The organism is Pseudomonas sp. GW821-FHT01A09 (assembly GCF_058986725.1).
Map to the genome: position 1 here is coordinate 1 of NZ_JBYSWB010000046.1, position 24039 is coordinate 24039.

Below are 24039 nucleotides of genomic sequence, written 5' to 3' on the forward strand. Positions count from 1 at the left end.
CCCCCCCCCCCCCCCCCCCCCCCCCCCCCCCCCCCCCCCCCCCCCCCCCCCCCCCCCCCCCCCCCCCCCCCCCCCTCACCACAGAGTGATATGCAATGCCCTGTTACTTCTGCGTGCCATCGTCATGTTGCAGATTCGCCTGGGTCAGGTTGCTCCCCGCCGGCACGCTGCGGGTCAGCCACACATTACCGCCGATGGTCGAGCCCTTGCCGATGGTGATTCGCCCCAGAATGGTCGCGCCGGCGTAGATCACCACGTCGTCCTCGACGATCGGGTGACGCGGCAGGCCTTTCTGCAACTGCCCCGACTCATCCGCCGGGAAGCGCTTGGCGCCCAGGGTCACTGCCTGGTAGATGCGCACCCGCTCGCCGATGATGGCGGTTTCGCCGATGACCACACCCGTACCATGGTCGATAAAGAAACTGCCGCCGATCTGCGCCCCTGGGTGGATATCGATACCCGTCGCGGAATGGGCGATCTCGGAACTGATCCGCGCCAGCAACGGCAAGCCCGCCCGGTACAGGTGATGGGCCAGCCGGTGATGGATCACCGCCAGTATCCCCGGGTAGCACAGCAGCACCTCATCGACGCTGCGCGCCGCCGGGTCACCCTGGTAGGCCGCCAGCACGTCGCTGTCGAGCAGGCGGCGCAGGCCGGGCAAAGCAGCGGCAAAGGCCTGCACCAGGCGCACGGCCTGGGCGTCCACCGCGTCGTTGTTGCACGGCTCCTGGCGGGTGGCGTAGCGCAACTCGAGCCGCGCCTGCACGAGCAAGGCATTGAGCGCCGCATCGAGGGTGTGGCCGACGTAGAAGTCTTCGCTTTCCTCGCGCAGGTCCACGGGGCCCAGGCGCATCGGGAACAGCGCGCCGCAGAGCTGTTCGAGCAGCGTCGCCATGGCGTCGCGCGAAGGCAGTTCGCGGCCACCCTGGGCGCCGCAGCTGCGGCCGTTCTGGCCACGCCACTGCTCGCGGGCGCTGCGCAGTTGCGCGACGATGTCGTTCAGGTGCCAATGGCCGGCACGGCCTTGAGGGGAATCACTCACGTTGACTACTCCTGTGCTCACGACGGGGGCTGACACATTACGCCATAAAGGCCTGTGGGCACAAAGCCGGCCGGTACCGCACTCCACGCGCCATACACCTGTAGCGGGGGGGCTTGCCCCCGATTCGGCGTGTCAGACACCCCGACGGCGCGCATACGATTTTCGGGGGCAAGCCCCCTCGCTACAGGTTGTTGCCCTATCATCTAGCCCATTCGTTCAGCCACCGACAGCGCCATGAAACTCGAACCCCACGACCTCGAAAAAATCACCGCCTCTACCCTGGGCAACTACGAAGCGGTCGCCGAAGACTTTCGCCAGGGCACCCGCGACCACGACGTCAGCCAGAACATCGAGGCCCTGCTGCGTCATCTGCAGGGCCCTACCCCGTGGCATATTCTCGATTTCGGCTGCGGGCCCGGACGCGACCTGCAGACCTTCACCCGCATGGGGCATATTGCGGTCGGTCTCGACGGCACCCAGCGCTTCGCCGAGATGGCCCGGGCCGACAGTGGCTGCGAGGTCTGGCATCAGGACTTTCTGCACCTGGATCTGCCCGCCGAACGTTTCGATGGCATCTTCGCCAACGCCTCGCTGTTCCACGTGCCTGCTCAGGAGTTGCCCAGGGTCCTGCGCCAGCTCCATGCCAGCCTCAAGCCCGGTGGCGCGTTGTTCAGCTCGAACCCGCGGGGCAACAACCAGGAAGGCTGGAAGGGCCAGCGCTACGGCGCGTACCACGATCTGCACAACTGGACGGCGCTGCTGACCGCCGCCGGCTTCAGCGAGCTGGAGCACTACTACCGCCCCGCCGGCCTGCCACGCGAGCAGCAGCCCTGGCTGGCCAGCGTGTGGCGCCGCTAGCGCGCCTCTGTAGCGAGGGGGCTTGCCCCCGATTCGGCGTGTCAGACACCCAGATAGTGCTGATACGATTTTCGGGGGCAAGCCCCCTCGCTACAGGGGAATTACGCGTCAGCCGGGCGCGATTCCTTGCGCTCACCCTCCTTCGGCTCCTTGATCCGATACCAGGCCACATACAGCGCCGGCAAGAACAGCAAGGTCAGCAGCGTGGCGATGATGATGCCGCCGATCATCGCGTAGGCCATCGGCCCCCAGAACACTTCGCGGGCAATGGGGATCATGCCCAGGCTGGCAGCCGCTGCCGTCAGCAGAATCGGCCGGCGGCGGTGCTGGGTGGCCTCGACCACCGCGTCCCACGGTAGATAACCGTCGCGCTCGTACTCGTCGATCTGGGTCACCAGAATCACCGAGTTGCGGATGATGATGCCGATCAGCGCCAAAATCCCCAGGATCGCCACGAAGCCCATGGGCGTGCCGGTCGGCACCAGCGCCAGCACCACACCGATCAGCCCCAGCGGCGCCACGCTGGCCACCAGGAACATCTTCTGCACGCTGTGCAGCTGGATCATCAGGAAGGTCGCCATCAAGAACAGCATCAACGGCACCACGCTGGCGATCGGCCCCTGGGCCTTGCCGCTCTCCTCCACCGTGCCGCCGGTGGCCACCTTGTAACCCGGCGGCAGGCCGGCGGCGAACTTGTCGATCTGCGGCTTGAGCTGGGTCACCAGGTCGGTCGGCTGGATCTGATCACGCACCGCCGCCTTGAGGGTGATGGTCGGGTGCCGATCGCGGCGCCACACCAGCGGCTGTTCAAGCTCGTAACGCACGGTGGCGAACGCCAGCAGCGGGATGGACACGCCACGGGGGGTGACGATCTGCAGGTTCTGCAGAGTCTCCGGCGAGTTGCGTTCGGCATCCTCGGCGCGGCCGATCACGTTGACCAGATAGATATCGTCGTTGACCTGGGTCACCGCCGCGCCACTGACGATGCTGTTCATCAGCTTGGCCACGTCTTCGGACGACAGCCCCAGTTGCCGGGCCTTGTCCTGAGCGATATCGATGCGCAGCACTTTGCCGGGCTCGTTCCAGTCGTAGATGGTGTCGCCGATATGCGGATTGCCATCAAGCAAGGCCGCCAGCTCGATGGCATGCTTGCGCACCTGATCGAGGTCCTTGCCGCTGACCCGATACTGGATCGGCCGCCCCACCGGTGGGCCCATCTCCAGCGTCTGCACGTAGCTGCCGATGCCGACGAAATCCTTGCGCAGGTGCTCGCGCAACCGCGTGATCAAGGCGCCGCGCTGTTCAAGGCCTTTGCTGACGATCACCAGCTGCGCGTAGTAGGGGTTCTCGAGCTGCTGGTCGAGCGGCAGGTAGAAACGAATCGCGCCCTGGCCGATGTAGGTGCTCCAGCGCGCGATATCCGGGTCGTCCTTGAGCATCGCCTCGAGGCGATCCACGGTGCGCTGCGTCTCGTTGATCGAGGCGTTCTGCGGCAGGTTGAGGTCGACCAGCACTTCCGGGCGATCGGACGACGGGAAGAACTGGTTCTGCACGAAACGCATGCAGAACAGCGCCACGGCGAACAGCAGGATGGTGAAGCCGATGGTCAACCAGCGGTGGCGCATGGCGAACAGCAGGCCGTGATTCATGCCGCGGCCGATGCGCCCGGGCTCGTCGCTGTGGGGCTTGATGGTCTTGCTGCTGAGGATGTGCACGCCGATCACCGGCGCAAACACCACGGCCACCGCCCAGGACACCAGCATCGCCACGGCGATCACCGCGAACAGGGTGAAGGTGTATTCGCCGGCCGAGCTGTTGTTGAGGCCGATGGGCACGAAGCCCGCCACCGTCACCAGGGTGCCGGTGAGCATCGGGAAGGCGGTCGAGTGATAGGCGTAGGTCGCCGCCTGCTCGCGGGTATCGCCCTTTTCGAGGCGGGTGACCATCATCTCCACGGTGATCATGGCGTCGTCCACCAGCAGGCCGAGGGCGATGATCAGCGCGCCCAGGGAAATCCGCTGCATGGTGATGCCGCTGTACTCCATGAACACGAACACCATGGCCAGCACCAGCGGGATCGAGCAGGCCACCACCAATCCGGCACGCATCCCCAGGCTGATGAAACTCACGATCAGCACGATGACCACTGCCTCGAACAGCGCACTGGTGAAGCCGCCGACGGCTTTCTCCACCACCTCTGCCTGATCCGACACTACATGCACGCCCACGCCCACCGGCAGATCGGCGGTGGATGCGGTCATGCGCTCGTGCAGCGCCTTGCCGAACGACTGAATGTTGCCACCTTTGAGCATGGCAATGGCCAGGCCGATGGCCGGCTGGCCGTTGTAGCGGAACAGCGGCTTGGGCGGATCGGTGTAGCCGCGCACGATCTCGGCCACATCGGCAAGGCGATAGAAGCGGTCGTTGACCCGCAGATTGACGTTCTCGAGGTCCTTTTCCGATTTGAACTGCCCCGAAGTGCGCACGCTGATGCGCTCCGGACCAGCCTCGATGACCCCGGCCGGAGTCACCGCATTCTGGGCCTGCAGCGCCTGCACCACCTGGTTCTGATCCAGCCCCAGCGCCGCCAGCTTGCGGGTCGAGAAGTTGAGGTAGATCACCTCGTCCTGGGCGCCGATCATCTGCACCTTGCCCAGGCCCGGCACCGAGCGGATGTCGCTGCGCACCTGCTCCACGTAATCGCGCAGCTGGCGCATGCTCATGCCGTCGGCGGTGAAGGCATAGATGGACCCGAACACGTCACCGAATTCGTCGTTGAACGCCGGCCCTTGCAGGCCTTGAGGGAATTCGCTGCGAATGTCGTCGATCTTCTTGCGGACTTCGTACCAGATCTGCGGAATGGCCTTGGCGTTGGTGGTGTCGCGCAGGTACACGAATACCGTGGACTCGCCGGGGCGGGTGTAACTTTTGGTGTAGTCGAGGGAGTCGAGCTCTTCGAGTTTCTTCTCGATGCGGTCGGTCACCTGCTTCAGGGTCTCCTCCTGCGTCGCACCGGGCCAGCGGGTCTGGATGACCATGGTCTTGATGGTGAAGGATGGGTCTTCCTCGCGGCCCAGATTGAGGTACGAAAACACCCCCATCAGCAGACCGACGAACATCAGGTACCACACGAACGACTGGTGCTTGATGGCCCAGTCGGACAGGTTGAAGCTCCCTTTCATTGCGGGCCTTCCTCATCTATTTTTATTTTCTGGCCCGGTTTGAGGCTGTGTACGCCAGCGGTCACCACGCGCTCGCCGGGCTTCACGCCGCTGCCGATCAAGGCGAGGCTGGCGCTGCGCGAGAGCACTTGAACGTCACGCACCGACACGGTACTGGCTTGCGGATCGACTACCCACACCTGGGTCTTGCCGTCGTTTTCCAACAGGGTGCTGAGCGGCAGTTCGATCTGCGGCGCAATGGCGCTGCTGAGGGTCACGCTGATGGCGGTGCCGAGGCGAAAGCCTGCAGGGGTGTCGGCCAATGTCAGGCGTGCGCGGCGAGTGCGGGTGCTGCTGTCGGCCTGGGGTTCGATTTCCCGGACCACGCCGGTGGTCTGCTGGCTCGGGTCTAGCTGCGCCGACACCTGCATCTGCACCCCCAAGGGCAAGCGCGAGGCCAGCTCGGACGGCAGGTCGATGACCGCTTCCTTGATGTCCGGGCGCGCCAGGGTAACGATCTGCTGGCCCGCGGCGACAGTCTGCCCGGCCTCGGCCTGCCATTGAGTGACGATGGCGGCGTGATCGGCGCGCAGCTCGCTGTAGCTGAGCTCGTCGCGGCCCTGGCTGACGGCGGCCTGGGCTTGATCACGGGAGGCCTTGGCGGTTTTCAGGTCGGTCAGGGCGATGTCCAACCCGGCCTGGGCGCCGACGCCACGGTCGAACAGCTCTTGCTGACGCCGGGCATTGGCCTGGGCATTGATGTATTGCGCCTCGACCCGGGCGAGGTCGCCCTGGTTGGAACGCAGGCGGTTCTGTTGATCGGTGGGATCGAGCACGGCCAGCAGCTGATTGGCCTGCACCTGCGCGCCGACGTCGACTTCGCGGCGAGCGATGCGCCCGCCCACACGGAAGCCCAAGGTGCTCTGATAGCGCGCTTCGATGGTGCCGGCAAAACGCCCCAGCTGCGCCTGATCCTGCGCGCTGACCAGCATGGAGAGCACCGGGCGCACGGGCTCGGGCGGCGGTTCTTGTTTGGAGCAGGCACACAGCAACAGACAACCGAGGAGCAACATCCGTCTCATTGCTTGACCTCGTCGGCCACTTCAACCTGCATCCCGGGGTGCAGCAACTGGCCACCGGCGACCACCACGCGCTGACCTTGATCCAGGCCATCGCTGATGATCACCTGGCCGGTGAGGTAGCGGCCCACCGTGACCCGCTGCAAGGCCACCTTGCTGTCGTTGTCGACCAGCCATACGGCCGGGTCCTTGGCGTCCTTGGTCAACGCGGCCCAGGGCAGCGACACGCTGGATTTGCCCTGGCCGACCAGCGCGCCGCTGACCACCGCGCCCAGCGGCATCTGCGCGGGCACCTGGGTCAGCGCCACCTTGACCTGCAGGGTGCCGGTATCGGCGGAGACCGCCGGAGTGATTTCACGAATGCGCCCGCTGGCCTTGATTGCCGGGTTGTCGAGCAGGCTTACCGTGACTGGCTGATCGGTAGGCGGCTGCACGAACAGCGACTCGTAGACGTTGAACACCGCATCGCGCTCGCCATCGCGGGCCAGGCTGAAAATCGGCGCGGTGGCCTGCACCACCTGCCCGACCTCGGCCTTGCGCGCGGTGATGACGCCAGGAGCATCGGCCACCAGCGCCGTATAACTCAGCTGCTCGCGGGCATTGGCCAACTGCGCGTTGGCGGCGGCCAGGGCGCTTTGGCTGCTGCGCAGGGAGGCCTGGGCGGAATCGTATTCACTGCGGCTGGTGTAGCCCTTGGGCAGCAATTTGGCCTGGCGCTCAAAGGCTGCCTGGGTCTGCTTGACCCGCGCTTGCTCGGCGCCTACTTCGGCCTTGGCGGAGTCGACATTGACCTGCAGGTCCTTGGGATCGAGTTGCGCCAGCACCTGTTTGGCGGTGACCCGATCGCCGACATCGACCTTGCGCTGGATGATCTTGCCGTTCACGCGGAACGACAGTTCGGTCTGCACGCGGGCCTGAATGTCACCGGTCATGTTGGCGGTGCTGGCGAAATCGGCGGGTTGCACCGGCTGTACCCGCACGCGCACCAGCTCGGGCGCCGCCGGCGGGGCGTCGTCGCAGGCAGCAAGGGCCAGGAGGCTGGCCAGGCACAAACCGAGCCGCAGCCTAGAGAACGAGACAGCCATGCAGGCTCCTTTGCGTGCGCTGAAATGGTCAGGGGGGGTAGCGCGCAGTGACTATGCGACTGCGGGCCGGGTGAAAGGGTTCCTTATAGCATTTGCCATGCAGGCAGGGCACGCCTGAACTCAACTTTGGCGGATACGCCATGGTCAGATGCAGAGAGGGGGCTTGCCCCCGAAAGACTCCGCCGCCCTGATATTTCGAGGGGGGCGGCCATCTTTCGGGGGCAAGCCCCCTCGCTACAGGTTTCGAGGCTTAGAAGGCGGGCAATACCGCGCCTTTGTATTTTTCCTGGATGAAGGCTTTGACTTCAGGGCTGGTCAACGCCTTGGACAGCTTCTGGATGGCGTCGCTGTTCTGGTTGTCAGGACGGGCCACCAGGAAGTTCACGTACGGCGAATCGGCGCCTTCGATCACCAGCGCATCCTTGGCAGGGTTCAGGCCGGCTTCCAGCGCGTAGTTGGTGTTGATCATGTCCAGATCGACCTGGTCCAGCACGCGCGGCAGCATGGCTGATTCAAGCTCCTTGAACTTCAGGTGCTTGTCGTTCTTGACGATATCTTTCGGGGTGGCCAGAGCGTTGCTCGGGTCCTTCAGGGTGATCAAGCCGGCCTTTTGCAGCAGCAGCAAGGCACGGCCGCTGTTGCTGCCCTCGTTCGGGATGGCCACAGTGGCACCGTCCTTGAGATCAGCGAGTTTGGTGACCTTTTTCGAGTAACCGCCGAAGGGTTCGACGTGCACGCCGATGACGGTCACCAGATTGGTGCCTTTGCCCTTGTTGAAGTTGTCCAGGTACGGCTTGGTCTGGAAGTAGTTGGCGTCCAGGTGCTTCTCGGCGACCTGTACGTTCGGTTGCACGTAGTCGGTGAAGACTTTGATTTCCAGATCCACGCCTTCTTTGGCCAGGGTCGGTTTGATCAGCTCGAGGATTTCCGCGTGCGGGATCGGCGTGGCCGCGACGACCAGTTTCTCGCCGGCATGGGCGAAGCCCGCCAGGGACAGGGCGGCGGCGAAAGCGGTCAACAACAAAGTCTTTTTCATGGGTGATCTCGATTTTATAAGGGCGCCAGCAAGCTGGCTTGCGCGCGACGATACCGGCTTCGGTAACGATACAGAAATACCATTTAATCAGGAGGTTATAGCTATTTGATAGCAAGCCCGATCGGCAGATTGAGGTGCTCGGGCAAGATCACATCAGCGCTGCAGACCAACAGGGCGAAATGTATGACGTTCTCCAGTTCCCGAGTGTTCCCCGGCCATGGATGCCGATCGAGCAACTGCTGCGCCGCCTCGCTGATCAATGGCACCGCAAGGCCCAGGCGCTGGCTGTAGATACCGAGGAAATATTCGGCCAGCGAGGGAATATCACCCGGACGATCCCGCAGCGGCGGCAACTCCAGCACACCTTCATGCAGATAACGAAGCAGACGCTCGTGGAATTTACCCGCCGCCACGGCCATGGACAGATCGATGCTGGTGGCGGCTACCAGGCGCACATCGACGGGGCTGGGCTGATGGGCGCCAACCCGCGTGACTTCGTGGTTTTCCAGGGCAGCCAGCAGTTTGGTCTGAATCGACAGCGGCAGATCGCCGATTTCGTCCAGGTACAGGGTGCCGCCGTTGGCCGAACCGAACCAGCCGGCACGGCTGCTGACCAAGCCGCTGTGGGCACCGGCGGCGTAGCCGAACAATTCGGCATCGGCATAGGTGGGGCTGATCGCGCCGCAATTGACCGAGACGAACAAGCCCGCACGATCGCTGCCGCGATGAATGTGCCGGGCCAGCAACTCCTTGCCCGTTCCGGTTTCACCATGGATCAGCACCGGCACCGACTTCGGCGCCAGGGTCTCGAGTTGCTCGCGCAGTTGCCGCGAGCGAGGGTCGACGAACACCAGCGCCTTGGCGCGGATGCTCAGGGGGCTTTTTTCGGCGTCCGGGAAAGTCAGCAGCGGCTGGGCAAACGGGTCTTGCGCACTCATGGAAAGCTCCCGCCGCCACCCCACGGGGTGCCAGCGTTATCAGAAAACGGATGTCAGGATTTAGGTCAGGCGCGGCGCAGCGAACCCTGCTCCAGACGGCTTTGCAGGCGGTACAGGTAGGCGAATCCCTGCTCCCAGCGCTGATGCCCGGACTTGACGTTGATGTGGCCAGCACCGGTCAGGATGCCGATTTCGGCGCCCCAGTCGCGGGCGAGTTCCATCGCCCGCGGCGCACTGATGGCCGCGTCGTTGTCGGAGCTCACCACCTGGCTGGGGAACGGCAGCAAGTGCCGCGGGATCGGCGCGAAATTCTGCAGCGCGGGCGGGCAGTTGGGCCGCTCGACATCGGCCGGCGCCACCAGCAGCACGCCCTGCACCTGTTGCAGCAGGGCCCGAGGCGCCTGCGCGGCCCAGTGCACCACCGCCATGCAGCCCAGGCTGTGAGCGATGAGGATGACCGGGCCGGCGGCCGCCACGATGGATTGTTCCAGCGCCGCGACCCAGTCCGCGCACGACGGCGTCATCCAGTCGGCCTGCTCGACCCGGCTGCTGTTCGGCAGGCTGCGCTGCCAGTGGCTCTGCCAATGGTCATCGGCGGAGCCTTGCCAGCCGGGCACGATCAGGTAGCGGATGGAATCGTTGCGCATGAGAGAAGCCTCCTGCCAAAAAATACGTTGTCAGGGGGCCAGTATAAAGGGGAGGTTTATATCCTCTAAGGAATAAGAAGCTATTTATTAATAACCAAACTCTTATTCCAGATTTATTACCGCCCTGTAGCGAGGGGGCTTGCCCCCGAAAAAATCCGCCACCCCGATATTTCAAGGCGAAGCGAATATCTTTCGGGGGCAAGCCCCCCCGCTACAACGGCTTAAACGTTGGCGACTTTCTGCCATACCTTCGGCTTGAAGAACAACGTCTCCCCGCGCGCCAGGCCGACCAGGCTGTCGTGATCCTTGACCACCTCGGCTTCGATCAAGTCCGGCTGCCCCTCCACCTTCAGCGTCACTCGTGTGGTCGCGCCCAGTGGGCGGATGTCCCGCACTTCGGCGGCATGGTGGTCTTCGAGCTCGCTGCGCGACAGCGACACCTCGTGCGGACGGAACAGCACATGCTCCTCACCGCCCAGGTGCAAGCGGTTGGAGTCGCCGAGGAAGTGATAGACGAAATCGCTGGCCGGGTTCTCGTAGACCTCCCCCGGCGAGCCGATCTGCTCGATCTTGCCCTTGTTCATCACCACGATGCGGTCTGCCACTTCCATGGCTTCTTCCTGGTCGTGGGTGACGAATACCGAGGTCAGGTTGATGTCCTCGTGCAAGCGCGCCAGCCAGCGGCGCAGCTCCTTGCGCACCTTGGCGTCGAGGGCGCCGAAGGGCTCGTCGAGCAGCAGCACCTTGGGCTCCACCGCCAGCGCGCGGGCCAGGGCGATACGCTGGCGCTGGCCGCCGGACAACTGCTCGGGATAGCGGTCGGCCAGCCAGTCGAGCTGCACCATGTTCAGCAGTTCGTGGACTTTTTCGGCGATGCGGGTCTCGTTCGGGCGCTCACCCTTGGGCTTCATGCGCAGGCCGAAGGCGACGTTGTCGAATACCGTCATGTGGCGAAACAGAGCGTAGTGCTGGAACACGAACCCGACGTTGCGATCACGCACGTCATGACCCGAGACGTCTTCGCCGTGGAAGACGATATTGCCCTGATCCGGGGTCTCCAGCCCGGCGATGATGCGCAGCAGGGTGGTCTTGCCACAGCCCGACGGGCCCAGCAGCGCCACCAACTCGCCGCTCTGGATGTCCAGATCGATGCGGTCGAGGGCCTGGAAGGCATTGAATCGTTTGCTGACGTTACGCACTTCGATCGACATGAATTATTCCTCCGCGGCGCTATTGCGCAGGCGGTTAATACGGGACTCGCTCCACTGCTTGAGCAGCAGGATGAAGAGCGCCAGGATCAGCAGGAGGCTGGCCACCGCGAACGCGGCCACATGGTTGTATTCGTTGTAGAGAATCTCGACGTGCAACGGCAAGGTGTTGGTCACCCCGCGGATATGCCCCGACACCACCGACACCGCGCCGAACTCGCCCATGGCCCGCGCGGTACAGAGCACCACCCCGTAGATCAGGCCCCACTTGATGTTGGGCACGGTCACGTACCAGAACATCTGCAGGCCGTTGGCGCCGAGCAGACGCGCGGCTTCTTCTTCCTGAGTGCCCTGCTCCTGCATCAGCGGGATCAGCTCGCGCGCGACGAAGGGCACGGTGACGAAGATGGTCGCCAGCACGATGCCAGGCAGGGCGAAGACGATCTGGATGTCGTGATCCTGCAGCCAGGGGCCCAGCAGACCTTGCGCACCGAACATCAGCACATAGACCAGACCGGCAATCACCGGCGAGACCGAGAACGGCAGGTCGATCAAAGTCACCAGGATGGTCTTGCCGCGGAAGCTGTACTTGCTCACGCACCAGGCCGCGCACACCCCGAACAGCAGGTTGAGCGGCACCGAGATGACCACCGCGAGCACGGTCAGCTTCAGCGCCGATAACGCATCGGGCTCGAAAATCGCGGTAAAAAAGGCGCCCAGCCCGGACTTCAGCCCTTGGGACACCACGATGAACAGCGGCAGCAACAGGAACAGCGCGAACACCAGCCACCCCAAAGAGATCAGGATGCGCCGCGACAGTACGCTGCCACGCCGTGCGGCATTGGCCGCCGAAGTAGTGGATGAAGACATGTTCAGCGCTCCTTCAAGGGGTTTCGATACGCCGCTGCAGCAAGTTGATCAGCAGCAGCATGATGAAGGAAACCACCAGCATCATCACGCCGATGGCGGTGGCGCCGGTGTAGTCGTATTGATCGAGCTTGACCATGATCAGCAGCGGCAGGATCTCGGTTTTCATCGGCATGTTGCCGGCGATGAAAATCACCGATCCGTATTCGCCCACGCCCCGTGCCAGCGCCAGCGCAAAGCCGGTCAGCCAGGCCGGCAGCAGCGCCGGCACAAGAATGTGGCGAAACACCTGCAGCGGCTTGGCGCCCAGGCAGGCGGCGGCCTCTTCGACTTCCCGGGGGATGTCGGCGAGCACTGGCTGCACCGTGCGAACCACGAACGGCAGGGTCACGAATGTGAGCGCGAGGGTGATGCCCAGCGGCGAGTAGGCGATCTTGAAACCCAGGTCGGTGGCGAACTGGCCGACCAGGCCGTTAGGCGCATACAGCGCCGTGAGGGCGATGCCGGCCACTGCCGTGGGCAGGGCGAAGGGCAGATCGATCATGGCGTCGATGATCTTGCGACCGGGGAAGGTGTAGCGCACCAGCACCCAGGCCAGCAGGGTACCGATGATGCCGTTGATGACGGCCGCGGCAAACGCGGTACCGAAGCTCAACCTGAGCGCCGCCAGCACCCGTGGCGCGGTGACGATGGTCCAGAACTGGTCCCAGGTCAGGTGGGCGGCATGGACGAACATCGCCGCCAGCGGAATCAACACGATCAGACTGAGGTACACGATGGTGTAGCCCAGCGTCAGCCCGAAGCCGGGTATGACGGGGGAGATACGACGCGACATAGTGGTCCTTGGTTGAACGAAACGACAAACGTCGTGTAGCGAGGGGGCTTGCCCCCGAAAAATTCCCGCCCCACCCCTATCCATCGGCGGTTCGAAGTTTTTCGGGGGCAAGCCCCCTCGCTACAGGTGTCAGTTACTGCGCCTGATAGATCTGGTCGAAGATCCCGCCATCGTTGAAGAATTTCGGCTGTGCAGTTTTCCAGCCGCCGAAGTCCTTGTCGATAGTCACCAGGTTGAGTTTCGGAAATTGCGCAGCGTATTTGGCGGCGACTTTCTCGTCACGCGGACGGTAGAAGTTCTTCGCCGCGATTTCCTGGCCCGCCGGGCTGTACAGGTGCTCGAGGTACGCCTTGGCGATCTCTGCGTTGCCCTTTTTCTCGGCGTTCTTGTCGACCACGGCGACCGGTGGCTCGGCCAGGATCGACAGCGACGGCGTGACGATGTCGAACTTGGCGTCGCCGCCGTCCTCTTTCAGCGCCAGGTGCGCTTCGTTTTCCCAGGCCAGCAGCACGTCACCTTGACCGTTGTTGACGAAGGTGATGGTCGAACCGCGAGCACCGGTGTCCAGCACAGGGACGTGCTTGAACAGGGTCTTGAGGTATTCCTTGGCCTTGGTTTCGTCGCCGCCGTTGGCTTTCAGGCCGTAGGCATACGCCGCCAGGAAGTTCCAGCGCGCGCCGCCGGAGGTTTTCGGGTTAGGCGTGATGACCGACACGCCATCCTTGGTCAGATCGCCCCAGTCCTTGATGTTTTTCGGGTTGCCCTTGCGCACCAGGAACACGATGGTCGAAGTGTACGGCGTGCTGGCATCCGGCAGGCGGGTCTGCCAGTTCTCGGGCAGCGTCTTGCCGAGCTTGGCGATTTCGTCGATGTCACCGGCCAGCGCCAGGGTCACCACGTCCGCGCGCAGGCCGTCGATCACCGAACGCCCCTGCTTGCCTGAACCGCCGTGGGATTGCTGGATCTTGACGGTGTCGCCGGGGTGATCCTTGGTCCAGAAGCTGGTGAATTCGGCGTTGTATTCTTGATACAGCTCGCGGGTCGGGTCGTAGGAAACGTTCAGCAGTTCGTAGTCCTTGGCGACGGCGGAACCGGCAAATACGGCGCTGGCGATGGCGGCCAACGCATAACGGCGAATCGACATGAATGATGCTCCTGGAGAGTTGGTTCTGCGCTTCTGATGGGCGCTCTGGGTGAAACGGTAGCCGATTGGCTCAGCTGGGCTTGTTGCCCTGGTGCTGGAGACGGAATTTTTCCTTGCGCTCGATCTGCACCACCTGAGCGTTGTGCACGGTAATTTCCACAGCACCGAAGCGCAGGTCACGCAGCGCGCTTTGAATTTCACGCAGGATGGTGGCTTCGTCCTGTCCGTCGACACTACGCAGAGGTGCGCTCATGATCATGCTCCTATGGCAAGGGGGTGCTCTGCTGGGGGCAGGGCTTGAGCGAACTATAAAAGAGGGCGGATATTCTTAAAAAGACTATTTAAGAATGCTTATATAACTAAATATACGTTGTTCATTTACGCCGCCAGCGACCCCGGACACCGACCTGTAGCGAGGGGGCTTGCCGCCGATTTTGGGCCATGCCGCTTGCTGTGCAGATGCCACCATTTTTCGGGGGCAAGCCCCCTCGCTACAGGGCGGGCGTGAAATGGAGCTGTTCGGGCGGTACCGGGCGACCGAAGCCGTAGCCTTGACCAAGTTCGCAGCCATGACGGCGCAGAAACTCGCCCTGCTCGGGCTGCTCGATGCCTTCGGCATGCACCTGCAGGCCCATGCTGTGGGCCAGGGCGATGATGGCACGGACAATGGCGATGTCATCTTCATCATCTGGCAGGCCGGCGACGAAGCCCTGGTCGATCTTGAGCTTGTGCACGGGCAGGCGCTTGAGGCGCAGCAGCGACGAATAGCCAGTGCCGAAATCATCGATCGCCAGGCGCAGGCCCAGCGCGCGCAAGCCGTGCAATTGCTCCAGAGCGCGATCCGGATCGTCCATCACCGCGCTTTCCGTCACTTCCACCTCGAGCAGGGCCGGGTCCAGGCCCGTGCTCTCCAGGACCTGGACAAAACCGGCGTTCAGATCGGCGTGACCGAACAGGCGGCTCGAGAGGTTGACCGCGATGAATTCCAGCGCGCGCCCTTCGGCCTGCCAGGCGACCATCTGCTCGCAGGCCTGACGGGTCACCCAGCGATCGATATCGACGATCAAGCCGCTGTCTTCCGCTACCGGGATGAACTCGATCGGCGGCACCAGTCCACGCTGCGGGTGCAGCCAGCGCACCAGCGCCTCGACCCCGACCATGCGGCCGCTGCCGAGGTCGTGCACTGGTTGGTAATAGACGCGCAGTTCCTGCTGCTGCAAGGCCCGACGCAGTTCGGCACCCACTTCGAGGCGCTGGCGCGCGTGCGCTGTCAGCGCCTCGGTATACAAGGCGTAGCCGCCGCGCCCGCTGTTTTTGGCCTTGAACAGCGCCGAATCGGCATTGCGCAACAACTGCTCGGTGCTGCTGGCGTCGTCGGGGAACAGGCTGATGCCGACGCTGGCGCCCATGAACAGCACCTGCTGGTCGAGGGTGATCGGCTCCTTGAGGGTGGTCACCAGCTCCTGGGCCAGCTCGGCGGCCTGGGCGACCTGCACGCAGTTCTCGATCAGCACCGCGAACTCGTCGCCGCCCAGGCGCGCCAGGGTCATGCTTTCGCCCATTAGAGCCTGCAAGCGCTGAGCGACGGCCTTGAGCAAACGATCACCGGCGGCATGGCCGAGGCCATCATTGACGCTCTGGAAATGGTCGAGGTCGATGAACAGCAGCGCGCAACTACGTTTATGCACCCGCGCGGCGCTCAATGCCTGCTCGACGCGATCACTGAACAGCAGGCGATTGGGCAGTTCGGTGAGCGGGTCGTGGTGGGCGAGGCGCGTCAGCTCCTGCGCCGAGCGCTTGCTGGCGCTGACATCGGAAAACACCGCGACGTAATGGGTGATGGCGCCGCGGGGCGTGCGGATGACACGGATGGTCTGCCATTGCGGGTACACTTCGCCGCTTTTGCGCCGGTTCCAGATTTCGCCATGCCATTCGCCCTTGGCATCGAGATCGGCGAACAGTTGTTGATAGAACGCAGGATCATGACGACCGGACTTGAACTTGCTCGGGTTGCTGCCGATAACTTCTTCATCGGAGTAACCGGTGATATCCATGAACGCACGGTTGACGTGCACGATCAGGCCCTGTGCATTGGTCACCAGCACGCCTTCAAGGGTGCTGTCGAACACTGCGGCGGCCATGCGTAAACGGTCTTGCTCGGCGCGGCGCTGAGAGCCTTCGGCAGCGAAGTCGCGCAACAATCGGGAACGCGCGAACAGCAGCACCAGCGCGCTGAGCCCCACCCAGAAATATCCGCTAATCATTTGCCCGTGGGCAATCTGGACGGAATCATCGAAAAATCTGCTCAATATTTGATCAGTGAGCACATACCAAAGCACCGACAGTGCCAGATAAGACAGCGCTACACGCAGCGCATTCCGGGAGGGTACGGCCATTATGTTGCAAAACCCTTACACTGAAACGGCAATTATAAGCAGGGGATATTCTGCCACCATTCTCCAAAATCGCGACTGGTTTTATCCCGGCGCATGTTGATAATGCCGGTTACGGTTTCATCTTCTACCGAGGGCTTTCTTGCCTATGTGGTACAACGGTTTTCTCGATTTATCGGCCTGGCAACTGGTGGCTGTCACCCTGTTGCTGACCCACGTGACCATTATCAGCGTCACGATCTACCTGCATCGCTATTCGGCCCACCGCTCACTGGAGCTCAATGCCGGACTCAAGCATTTCTTTCGTTTCTGGCTGTGGTTGACCACGGGCCAGAACACCCGCGAGTGGACCGCCATCCACCGCAAGCATCACGCCAAGTGCGAGACCGTCGACGACCCCCACAGCCCGGTCATCAAGGGCCTGGGCACCGTCCTGCGTACCGGCGCCGAGCTGTACCGCGCCGAAGCGCAAAACCCGGAAACATTGCGCATCTACGGCAAGAACTGCCCCGAGGACTGGATCGAACGCAACCTCTACAGCCGCTACAAGCTAGGCGGCATCGCCATCATGGCGGTCATCGATCTTGCCTTGTTCGGCGCGCTCGGCTTGACCGTGTGGGCCGTGCAGATGATGTGGATCCCCTTCTGGGCCGCAGGTGTCATCAACGGCCTGGGCCACGCGCTGGGCTATCGCAACTTCGAGTGCCGCGACGCCGCCACCAATCTGGTCCCCTGGGGCATCATCATCGGCGGCGAAGAGCTGCACAACAATCACCACACCTACCCTAACTCGGCCAAGCTGTCGGTACGCAAGTGGGAGTTCGACATGGGCTGGATGTGGATCCGCATCTTCAGCGCCCTGCGCCTGGCCAAGGTGCAACGGGTGGCCCCGATCGCCCACCGGGTCGAAGGCAAGGGCCATCTGGACATGGACACCGCCATGGCCATCCTCAACAACCGTTTCCAGATCATGGCGCAGTACCGCAAGTTGGTGATCGCCCCGCTGGTGCAGCAGGAGCTCGATCGCGTCGATCAGTCGGTACGGCACCAGTTCCGCCGCGCCAAGCGCTTGCTGTCGCGGGAAACCAGCCTGCTCGACGATCATCACCAGCGCAGCATTCAGGGCATGCTGGAGCACAGTCAGGCGCTCAAGGTGATCTATGAGAAGCGCTTGGCGCTGCAGTTGATCTGGGCGCGCACCAGCGCCAATGGCCACGACATGCTCGCGGCCATCAAGGAGTGGGTACAGGATGCCGAAACCAGTGGTATCCAATCGTTGCGCGAGTTCGCGGCGCAGCTCAAAACCTACTCCTTGCGACCCTCTCTGACCTGAGCCGTCCATCGGCGCGCCCCCGTAAATAGGGGGCGCTTGTCGGAACTTCGAAACATTTTTTTACTCTCAGGACATACTCGCCGTGTCAGCGGGCAGTGCCGTGGCTGCCTATCGCTAGCGCATTTCGCCATAGACCCCACGCCTTTTGAGATGCACCCATGATGGGTATAAAAAAACCGCATTCGATTCCGTTCCAGCAGATGCCCGAAGCCGCCGAAACCTTGATGGCGTTGATGCATGCGCAGGGAGAAGTGGCACGCCTGAGCGAGCGCGAGCAGTTGTTCAGCTCGCTGCTGGTCAGCGTCAATGCGGTGCTCTGGGCGTTCGACTGGGAAACCCAGCAGATGATCTACGTCAGCCCTGCCTACGAGCGTATTTTCGGGCGTTCGGCAGGCTTGCTGCTGGCGGATTTCAACGAGTGGCGTGACAGCATCTACCCCGACGACCTCGATTACGCCGAACGTACCCTGGCCGAGGTGCTGGAGAAGGGCTCGATCGTCGACCGCGAGTACCGCATCATCCGCGCCGACGGGCAGGTGCGCTGGATCAGCGACAAGTGCTTCGTCAATCAGCAGGTGGATGCCAGCAAGGTCATAGTGGTCGGCATCGCTGAAGACATCACCGAAAAAAAGCACCTCGAAGGCGAGCTGCAACGCCTGGCCACCACCGACGTGCTGACCCAGAGCAGCAACCGCCGGCACTTTTTCGAGTGCGCCCATCGCGAGTTCGAACAGGCTCGGCTGGACGGCACGCCCATGGGCTTCCTGCTGCTCGACATAGACGATTTCAAGATCATCAACGACTCCTATGGCCACCCTGCGGGCGATCAGGTGCTGCAGCGCATTGCCGAGAGCGGCAAAGGCGCATTGCGTCGGGGCGATCTGTTCGGGCGTATCGGCGGTGAAGAGTTTGCCGCGGTATTTCCGGGCTGCGCGCCGGAGATGGCCAAGCAGATTGCCGAGCGTTTGCAACGCGAGATCCAGCGCCTGAGCTTCAACCACAACGGCAAGCAATACGGCGTCACGGTAAGCCAGGGGCTGACCAACCTGAGCCCGGACGACGAGATGCTCGACGCGTTGTTTTCCCGTGCCGACGCGGCCATGTACCAGGCCAAGCGCCAAGGCAAGAATCAGATCGTGCTGGCGTAGGACTCGTAGCCCCGGGCAGATAGCGGCGGCCTCTTCGCGGGCAAGCCCTGCTCCCACAGAGTCAACCGCTCAACCGCCTGTGGGAGACAGCGGCGGCCCCTTCGCGGGCAAGCCCTGCTCCCATAAAGTCAACCGCTCAACCGCCTGTGGGAGCAGGGCTTGCCCGCGAAGAGGCCGGCACTGATTACGCCTGCCCATCAGCCCGCCGCCAAGTCAGTTACGCCGCATCCTCTGCAGCTCCACCGGGCTGATCTTCAACAACCGCGCAGTCTTGCCCTTGATGACTGCGTCGAGATTCTCCTCCGGCTTGAGCCGAGCCAACTGCGCCGCCAGGTTCATCGCCAGCGCATCGCGCGAATAGACGCCCCCGCCCAGCTGATAGATCGCCGCGATCAGCTCGCGCAATTCCAGCGGCAGCCGCCAGCGTGTACGCAGCGCCGAGCCGAACCCGGCACCGTACTGCTTCAGGGCGTTGGGGATATCGCCTTCGCTGAGGCTGCCACCGGCCAGGCACCACTCCTGCAGGCAACGCAGCAGCGCCAGATCGCCCAGGCAGTGCAGCAGCCCGGCGCAATAGCAGCGCTCCTGATCGAGGTTCATCAAACGCGCCAGCGTGCGACCGTATTCGGCCGTGTGCAACGACAGGTCCCAATAATGCTCAGCGTGTTCGGCCAGGCGCGGATCGCTCAGCCGCGCGGCACGCTTGAGCGTCAGGCCGAGGATCAGGTTCATGCTCTGGGTCGCGCCCAGCCGACTCATGGCCTGCAGCAGGGTTTGCGCCGGGCCGTCGCGATGCTGCGCCGCACTGTTGGCGGCGGCGATGAGCACCGCGGTGATCTGCGGATCGGCGCGCACCTCTTCCTCCAACAACTTGAGGTTCAGACCATCGGCCTGCAGGCTGCGCTTGACCGCCACCTGCACGTCCGCCAGCAACGGCGCGCCGTCGGATTGCTCGCGGCGGCTGTCGAGAAAACGGTTGAGGACCATCCCCGGCATGATTGGCGGCACCTCGCAAAACACCGGCTCGCCACCGCTGAGCAGCAAGGTTTCGAGCCGTTGACGCAGGGAGTCGACATTCAGCGGCTTGGTCAGATAGGCGGTGGGCGCCAGCGGCAAGGCTTCACGCACGCTGGCAGCGTCACTGCGATTGCTGATCAGGATGAACGGCAACGGGCGGTCCGACTTGGCGCGCCGTGCGTGGCGCAGCAGGTCGAGGCCATCGACACCGGACAGCTCGCGCGACGCCAGCACCAGATCAGGATGTTGAGCCAACCGCGCCACGGCCTGCAGACCGTTCTCGCACACATCCACCACCGCGTCGCAACGCACGGTCAGGATGATCTGGGTCAGGAGGTCACGGGTCCAAGGGTCGGTCTCCGCAATCAGTATTCGCGGCGCCGGCACTGGCTCTACGCTCATGTTTGCTCGCTCCCTGCAATCAAAAGGCAACTCATCTTTCTATTAACGGCCGTTATTGCCGTTTGTGCAAAAAAAAACCCGCCGAAGCGGGTTTTTTCACTCAACGATGAGACTTCACGCCAGTTCGGCGAAGCACTCTTCGATGATGGCCAGGCCTTTCTTCAGTTGCTCGTCCGGTGCGGTCAGCGGCACCAGGATGCGCAAGACATTGCCGTAAGTGCCGCAAGACAGGAGGATCAGGCCCTTGTCGCGAGCCTTGGAAACCACCTGAGCCACGGCTGCAGCGTTCGGCTTGTGGCTGTCGCCGCCTTCGAACAGCTCGACCGCGATCATCGCCCCCAGGGCGCGGACATCGCCGATGACCGGGTACTTGGCCTGAATCGCCTTGAGCTCGGTGACGATCAGCTCGCCCACGGCCTTGCTGCGGTCCAGCAGGTGCTCTTCTTCAAAGACTTCCATCACCGCCAGCGCCGCGGCGCAGGCGATCGGGCTGCCCGCGTAGGTACCGCCCAGACCACCGGGGGCGATGGCATCCATGTACTCGGCCTTGCCGCACACGCCGGCCAGCGGGAAACCGCCGGCGATCGACTTGGCGAAGGTGGTCAGGTCAGCGACCACGCCCATCTGCTCCATGGCGAAGAAGGTGCCGGTACGGCCAGCGCCGGTCTGTACTTCGTCGGCGATCAGGAGGATGCCGTGCTGGTCGCACAGGGCGCGCAGACGGGTCATGAACGCCTTCGGCGCCACGTAGAAACCACCTTCACCCTGAACCGGCTCGATGATGATGGCAGCGATGTCCTTGGGCTCGGCATCGTTCTTGAAGATGCGCTCGATGCTGGCGATGGAGTCATCGACGCTGATGCCATGCAGCTCGCATGGATACAGGGCGCGGAACACGCCGCCTGGCATCAGGCCCATGCCGGCCGAGTACGGCACCACCTTGCCGGTCAGGCCCAGGGTCATCATGGTGCGGCCATGATAGGCGCCGGTGAAGGCGATCACGCCAGCACGGCCGGTAGCGGCACGGGCGATCTTCACGGCGTTTTCGACCGCTTCGGAGCCAGTGGTAACCAGTAGGGTCTTCTTGGCGAAATCGCCCGGCACCTTGGCGTTGATTTTTTCGCACACTTCGACATACGGCTCGTACGCCAGCACCTGGAAGCAGGTGTGGGTCAGCTTGTGCAGTTGCGCTTCGACGGCGGCGATCACTTTGGGATGCACATGGCCGGTGTTGAGCACAGCGATACCGCCGGCGAAGTCGATGAACTCGCGGCCTTCGACGTCAGTCACAGTGGCGTTCTGCGCGGACTCGGCGAAGATCGGATGGATCTGGCCCACGCCGCGGGGTACGGCAGCGACGCGGCGCTGCATCAGGGATTCGTTGGTCTTGCTCATGGTGTCCTCATTCGCCGCTCATCGGTCGGCGTGGTTCAAGGCAAAAACGGCCAGGGTCAACGGTGGCAGCATACGATGATCGACTGCCACGGCCTCCCGACCGGAAAAGGGTCTTGCAGGCCAAACGCCCGTGGAGCGTCGCTCTCGCGCCCCACGGGTGGTAATACCGCTGCCGGTCAGACCGAAATGCAGAGGTATTTGATTTCAAGGTAGTCCTCGATGCCGTACTTGGAGCCTTCGCGGCCCAGGCCCGACGCCTTGATGCCACCGAACGGCGCGACCTCGTTGGAGATCAGACCGGTGTTGATGCCGACCATGCCGTATTCCAGCGCCTCGGCCACGCGGAACACGCGGCTCAGGTCACGGGCATAGAAGTACGAAGCCAGGCCGAACTCGGTGTCGTTGGCCATGGCGATGACTTCGGCTTCGTCGGTGAAGCGGAACAGCGGCGCCAGCGGGCCGAAGGTCTCTTCCTTGGCGACGGCGGCGTCCTTGGAGACGTTGACCAGCACGGTCGGCTCGAAGAAGCTGCCTTGCAGCGCATTGCCGCCGGTCAGCACCTTGGCGCCTTTGCTCAGGGCGTCGGCGATGTGCTCCTTGACCTTGGCCACGGCCTTGTCATCGATCAGCGGGCCGGTGGTGATGCCTTCTTCCAGACCGTTACCGATCTTGAGCTTGGACACCGCGACCTTGAGCTTCTCGGCGAAGGCCTCGTAGACGCCGTCCTGCACATACAGGCGGTTGGCGCACACGCAGGTCTGGCCGTTGTTGCGGTACTTGGAGATGATCGCGCCTTCGACGGCCTTGTCCAGATCCGCATCGTCGAACACGATGAAGGGCGCGTTGCCGCCCAGTTCCAGCGAGACCTTCTTGATGTCCTTGGCGCATTCGGCCATCAACTGGCGACCGATTTCGGTCGAGCCAGTGAAGCTCAGCTTGCGCACGACAGGGTTGCTGGTCAGCTCGCTGCCGATGTCGCCGGCGCTGCCGGTAACCACGCTGAACACGCCTTTTGGGATACCGGCACGCTCGGCCAGTTCGGCCAGCGCCAGCGCCGAGAACGGCGTCTGCGAAGCGGGCTTGAGCACCATGGTGCAGCCAGCGGCCAGGGCCGGGCCGGCTTTACGGGTGATCATCGCCGCCGGGAAGTTCCACGGCGTGATCGCCGCGGTCACACCGATCGGCTGTTTGATGACGATCAGGCGCTTGTCGGGTTGATGGCCTGGAATGGTATCGCCGTAGACGCGCTTGGCTTCTTCGGCGAACCACTCGATAAAGGAGGCGGCGTAGGCGATCTCGCCCTTGGCTTCGGCCAGCGGCTTGCCCTGCTCCAGGGTCATCAGGCGACCGAGGTCATCCTGGTTCTCGATCATCAGTTCGAACCAGCGACGCAGCTTGCCCGAGCGCTCCTTGGCGGTCAGTGCACGCCAGGCCGGCAGTGCCTTGTCGGCGGCTTCGATGGCACGGCGAGTCTCGGCTGCGCCCATTTTCGGCACGGTGCCGATGATTTCGTTGGTGGCCGGATTGTTGACCTTGATAGTCTGACCGCTGTCCGCATCAAGCCAGGCACCATCGACATAGGCTTGCTGGCGGAACAAGGACGAATCTTTGAGCTGCATGTCGGCTTCCTTAACGGCACCCGTTGGCGGGCGCGAGGATGAATATGAAAAGGTGCCCAGGCTGAAGCGACGGCGTGCACGCGTGGGTGCAGTTCAGCGACCAGACAATAGCGTTTGAAATCTCAAACGAATCCTAGGATCTATGGGGCCAAAGGACAATAGCCCGTTCGAAAAAAAGAACAAGTCTAGGCATCGCTGTGGGTTTTTCCACTTACGGCATGGGGTTGGACCACACACATGCTGAAATGATGTGCAGTTCGTCGCCATGGACGACGGGTATCGAGATGGGTATGATGGCGCCCGCGCTGCACCAGTAGCTCAGCTGGATAGAGTACTGCCCTCCGAAGGCAGGGGTCGTGGGTTCGAATCCCGCCTGGTGCACCAACAAATTCAGGGCTTTCAGCCCTATTGCAGTGGCCGCTTTGAACCTTATGGGTGCAGGGTGGGTGCAGCGAAGGAAAGGCTCCGGCTATCAAGCCCGGGGCTTTTTTCGTTCTATCGCGCCATACCTGCTTAAATCTGAAGGGGTGAAGCGTCATCTAACCCCTCCAAGCCACGCCTCATGCCGCTGCCTTACAACCCAGCTCTAGGACCTCCAACTATGGCTAATGGATTAACCGGGCTTTTTTTAGGTGCTGGCGCTTCCTACGATGCGGAAATGCCTCTGGTCTGGGAATTGACGAAACAGCTGAAAACCTGGCTTTCGCCCGAAAAGCTGCGCACTTTTAACTCCGGCTGGGCAGAACAGGGCGGTGGACTGTAGTGGTCAACTGATCCCGGACACTGAATTGAGTTTTTCCTCTGCGACCGCAGGCGGTAGCCCTTCGTTGAA

At 63.0% G+C, this 24039-nt stretch carries 20 protein-coding genes and 1 tRNA gene; 5 read left to right on the forward strand and 16 right to left on the reverse strand.

The window, feature by feature from the left end; all coding sequences use genetic code 11:
* Positions 1–103: 103 nt before the first annotated feature.
* Positions 104–1042 (reverse strand): serine O-acetyltransferase EpsC, encoded by a 939-nt coding sequence (gene epsC, locus AC3WJP_RS27850; protein ID WP_493720369.1) that lies wholly within the window; start codon positions 1040–1042, stop codon positions 104–106.
* Positions 1043–1276: 234 nt separating this feature from the next.
* Between epsC and AC3WJP_RS27855 the strand changes: the two genes are divergently transcribed.
* Positions 1277–1900 carry a class I SAM-dependent methyltransferase gene (locus AC3WJP_RS27855; protein ID WP_493720368.1) on the forward strand — a complete coding sequence of 208 codons (624 nt, stop codon included), beginning with the start codon at positions 1277–1279 and terminating at the stop codon, positions 1898–1900.
* A gap of 101 nt (positions 1901–2001) precedes the next feature.
* Here the strand turns inward: AC3WJP_RS27855 and AC3WJP_RS27860 are convergent, their stop codons facing one another.
* The 12 genes from AC3WJP_RS27860 to dibA all read right to left on the reverse strand — a co-directional run bounded on the left by AC3WJP_RS27860 (position 2002) and on the right by dibA (position 16296).
* Positions 2002–5082, reverse strand: a complete 3081-nt coding sequence (locus AC3WJP_RS27860) for an efflux RND transporter permease subunit (RefSeq protein WP_493720367.1) — start codon at positions 5080–5082, stop codon at positions 2002–2004.
* Positions 5079–6143 (reverse strand): efflux RND transporter periplasmic adaptor subunit, encoded by a 1065-nt coding sequence (locus tag AC3WJP_RS27865; RefSeq protein ID WP_493720366.1) that lies wholly within the window; start codon positions 6141–6143, stop codon positions 5079–5081. Before AC3WJP_RS27865 ends, AC3WJP_RS27860 begins: the two co-directional genes overlap by 4 nt.
* On the reverse strand, positions 6140–7225 hold the full coding sequence (locus AC3WJP_RS27870; RefSeq protein WP_493720365.1) for an efflux RND transporter periplasmic adaptor subunit: 1086 nt from the start codon (positions 7223–7225) through the stop codon (positions 6140–6142). The genes AC3WJP_RS27865 and AC3WJP_RS27870 overlap by 4 nt, the downstream gene beginning before the upstream one ends.
* 250 nt (positions 7226–7475) lie before the next feature.
* Positions 7476–8261 carry a MetQ/NlpA family ABC transporter substrate-binding protein gene (locus AC3WJP_RS27875; RefSeq protein WP_493720364.1) on the reverse strand — a complete coding sequence of 262 codons (786 nt, stop codon included), beginning with the start codon at positions 8259–8261 and terminating at the stop codon, positions 7476–7478.
* Positions 8262–8362: 101 nt separating this feature from the next.
* The gene (locus AC3WJP_RS27880) at positions 8363–9199 is read right to left on the reverse strand and encodes a sigma 54-interacting transcriptional regulator (protein WP_493720363.1); all 837 of its coding nucleotides are present in this window, start codon (positions 9197–9199) and stop codon (positions 8363–8365) included.
* 65 nt (positions 9200–9264) lie between these two features.
* The gene (locus tag AC3WJP_RS27885) at positions 9265–9846 is read right to left on the reverse strand and encodes an alpha/beta hydrolase (RefSeq protein WP_493720362.1); all 582 of its coding nucleotides are present in this window, start codon (positions 9844–9846) and stop codon (positions 9265–9267) included.
* A 221-nt stretch (positions 9847–10067) separates the two neighbouring features.
* Complete coding sequence (locus AC3WJP_RS27890; protein WP_493720361.1) at positions 10068–11057, reverse strand: sulfate/molybdate ABC transporter ATP-binding protein; 990 nt, start codon at positions 11055–11057, stop codon at positions 10068–10070.
* 3 nt (positions 11058–11060) lie between these two features.
* Positions 11061–11924, reverse strand: a complete 864-nt coding sequence (gene cysW / locus AC3WJP_RS27895) for a sulfate ABC transporter permease subunit CysW (RefSeq protein ID WP_493720360.1) — start codon at positions 11922–11924, stop codon at positions 11061–11063.
* Positions 11925–11937: 13 nt separating this feature from the next.
* Positions 11938–12756, reverse strand: coding sequence for a sulfate ABC transporter permease subunit CysT (cysT, locus tag AC3WJP_RS27900; protein ID WP_493720359.1), 819 nt, complete (start codon positions 12754–12756; stop codon positions 11938–11940).
* Between the two features lie 133 nt (positions 12757–12889).
* Positions 12890–13900 carry a sulfate ABC transporter substrate-binding protein gene (locus AC3WJP_RS27905; protein ID WP_493720358.1) on the reverse strand — a complete coding sequence of 337 codons (1011 nt, stop codon included), beginning with the start codon at positions 13898–13900 and terminating at the stop codon, positions 12890–12892.
* A 70-nt stretch (positions 13901–13970) separates the two neighbouring features.
* Positions 13971–14153 carry a sulfur starvation response protein OscA gene (gene oscA / locus AC3WJP_RS27910; RefSeq protein ID WP_226505393.1) on the reverse strand — a complete coding sequence of 61 codons (183 nt, stop codon included), beginning with the start codon at positions 14151–14153 and terminating at the stop codon, positions 13971–13973.
* 238 nt (positions 14154–14391) lie between these two features.
* Positions 14392–16296, reverse strand: a complete 1905-nt coding sequence (gene dibA / locus AC3WJP_RS27915; protein ID WP_493720357.1) for a phosphodiesterase DibA — start codon at positions 16294–16296, stop codon at positions 14392–14394.
* A gap of 145 nt (positions 16297–16441) precedes the next feature.
* Here dibA and desA point away from each other — a divergent pair, with 145 nt between their 5' ends.
* A complete protein-coding gene (desA, locus tag AC3WJP_RS27920; protein ID WP_493720622.1) occupies positions 16442–17626 on the forward strand; it encodes a delta-9 fatty acid desaturase DesA in 1185 nt (394 codons plus the stop codon).
* A 161-nt stretch (positions 17627–17787) separates the two neighbouring features.
* The gene (locus AC3WJP_RS27925; RefSeq protein ID WP_493720621.1) at positions 17788–18774 is read left to right on the forward strand and encodes a GGDEF domain-containing protein; all 987 of its coding nucleotides are present in this window, start codon (positions 17788–17790) and stop codon (positions 18772–18774) included.
* Positions 18775–18987: 213 nt separating this feature from the next.
* On the opposite strand, the gene AC3WJP_RS27930 is transcribed toward AC3WJP_RS27925, so the two are convergent.
* The 3 genes from AC3WJP_RS27930 to gabD form a co-directional block, all read right to left on the reverse strand.
* Positions 18988–20193, reverse strand: coding sequence for an HDOD domain-containing protein (locus AC3WJP_RS27930; protein ID WP_493720356.1), 1206 nt, complete (start codon positions 20191–20193; stop codon positions 18988–18990).
* Positions 20194–20307: 114 nt separating this feature from the next.
* Positions 20308–21588: a 4-aminobutyrate--2-oxoglutarate transaminase gene (gene gabT / locus AC3WJP_RS27935; RefSeq protein WP_493720355.1), complete on the reverse strand. Its 1281-nt coding sequence runs from the start codon at positions 21586–21588 to the stop codon at positions 20308–20310.
* Between the two features lie 176 nt (positions 21589–21764).
* Complete coding sequence (gabD, locus tag AC3WJP_RS27940) at positions 21765–23207, reverse strand: NADP-dependent succinate-semialdehyde dehydrogenase (RefSeq protein WP_493720354.1); 1443 nt, start codon at positions 23205–23207, stop codon at positions 21765–21767.
* A gap of 307 nt (positions 23208–23514) precedes the next feature.
* On the opposite strand from gabD, the gene AC3WJP_RS27945 reads away from it, so the two are divergent.
* Together AC3WJP_RS27945 and AC3WJP_RS27950 are read left to right on the forward strand one after the other, a co-directional pair.
* Positions 23515–23591, forward strand: a tRNA-Arg gene (locus AC3WJP_RS27945).
* Between the two features lie 217 nt (positions 23592–23808).
* Positions 23809–23970 carry a hypothetical protein gene (locus tag AC3WJP_RS27950; protein ID WP_493720353.1) on the forward strand — a complete coding sequence of 54 codons (162 nt, stop codon included), beginning with the start codon at positions 23809–23811 and terminating at the stop codon, positions 23968–23970.
* The last annotated feature ends 69 nt before the right edge of the window (positions 23971–24039 follow it).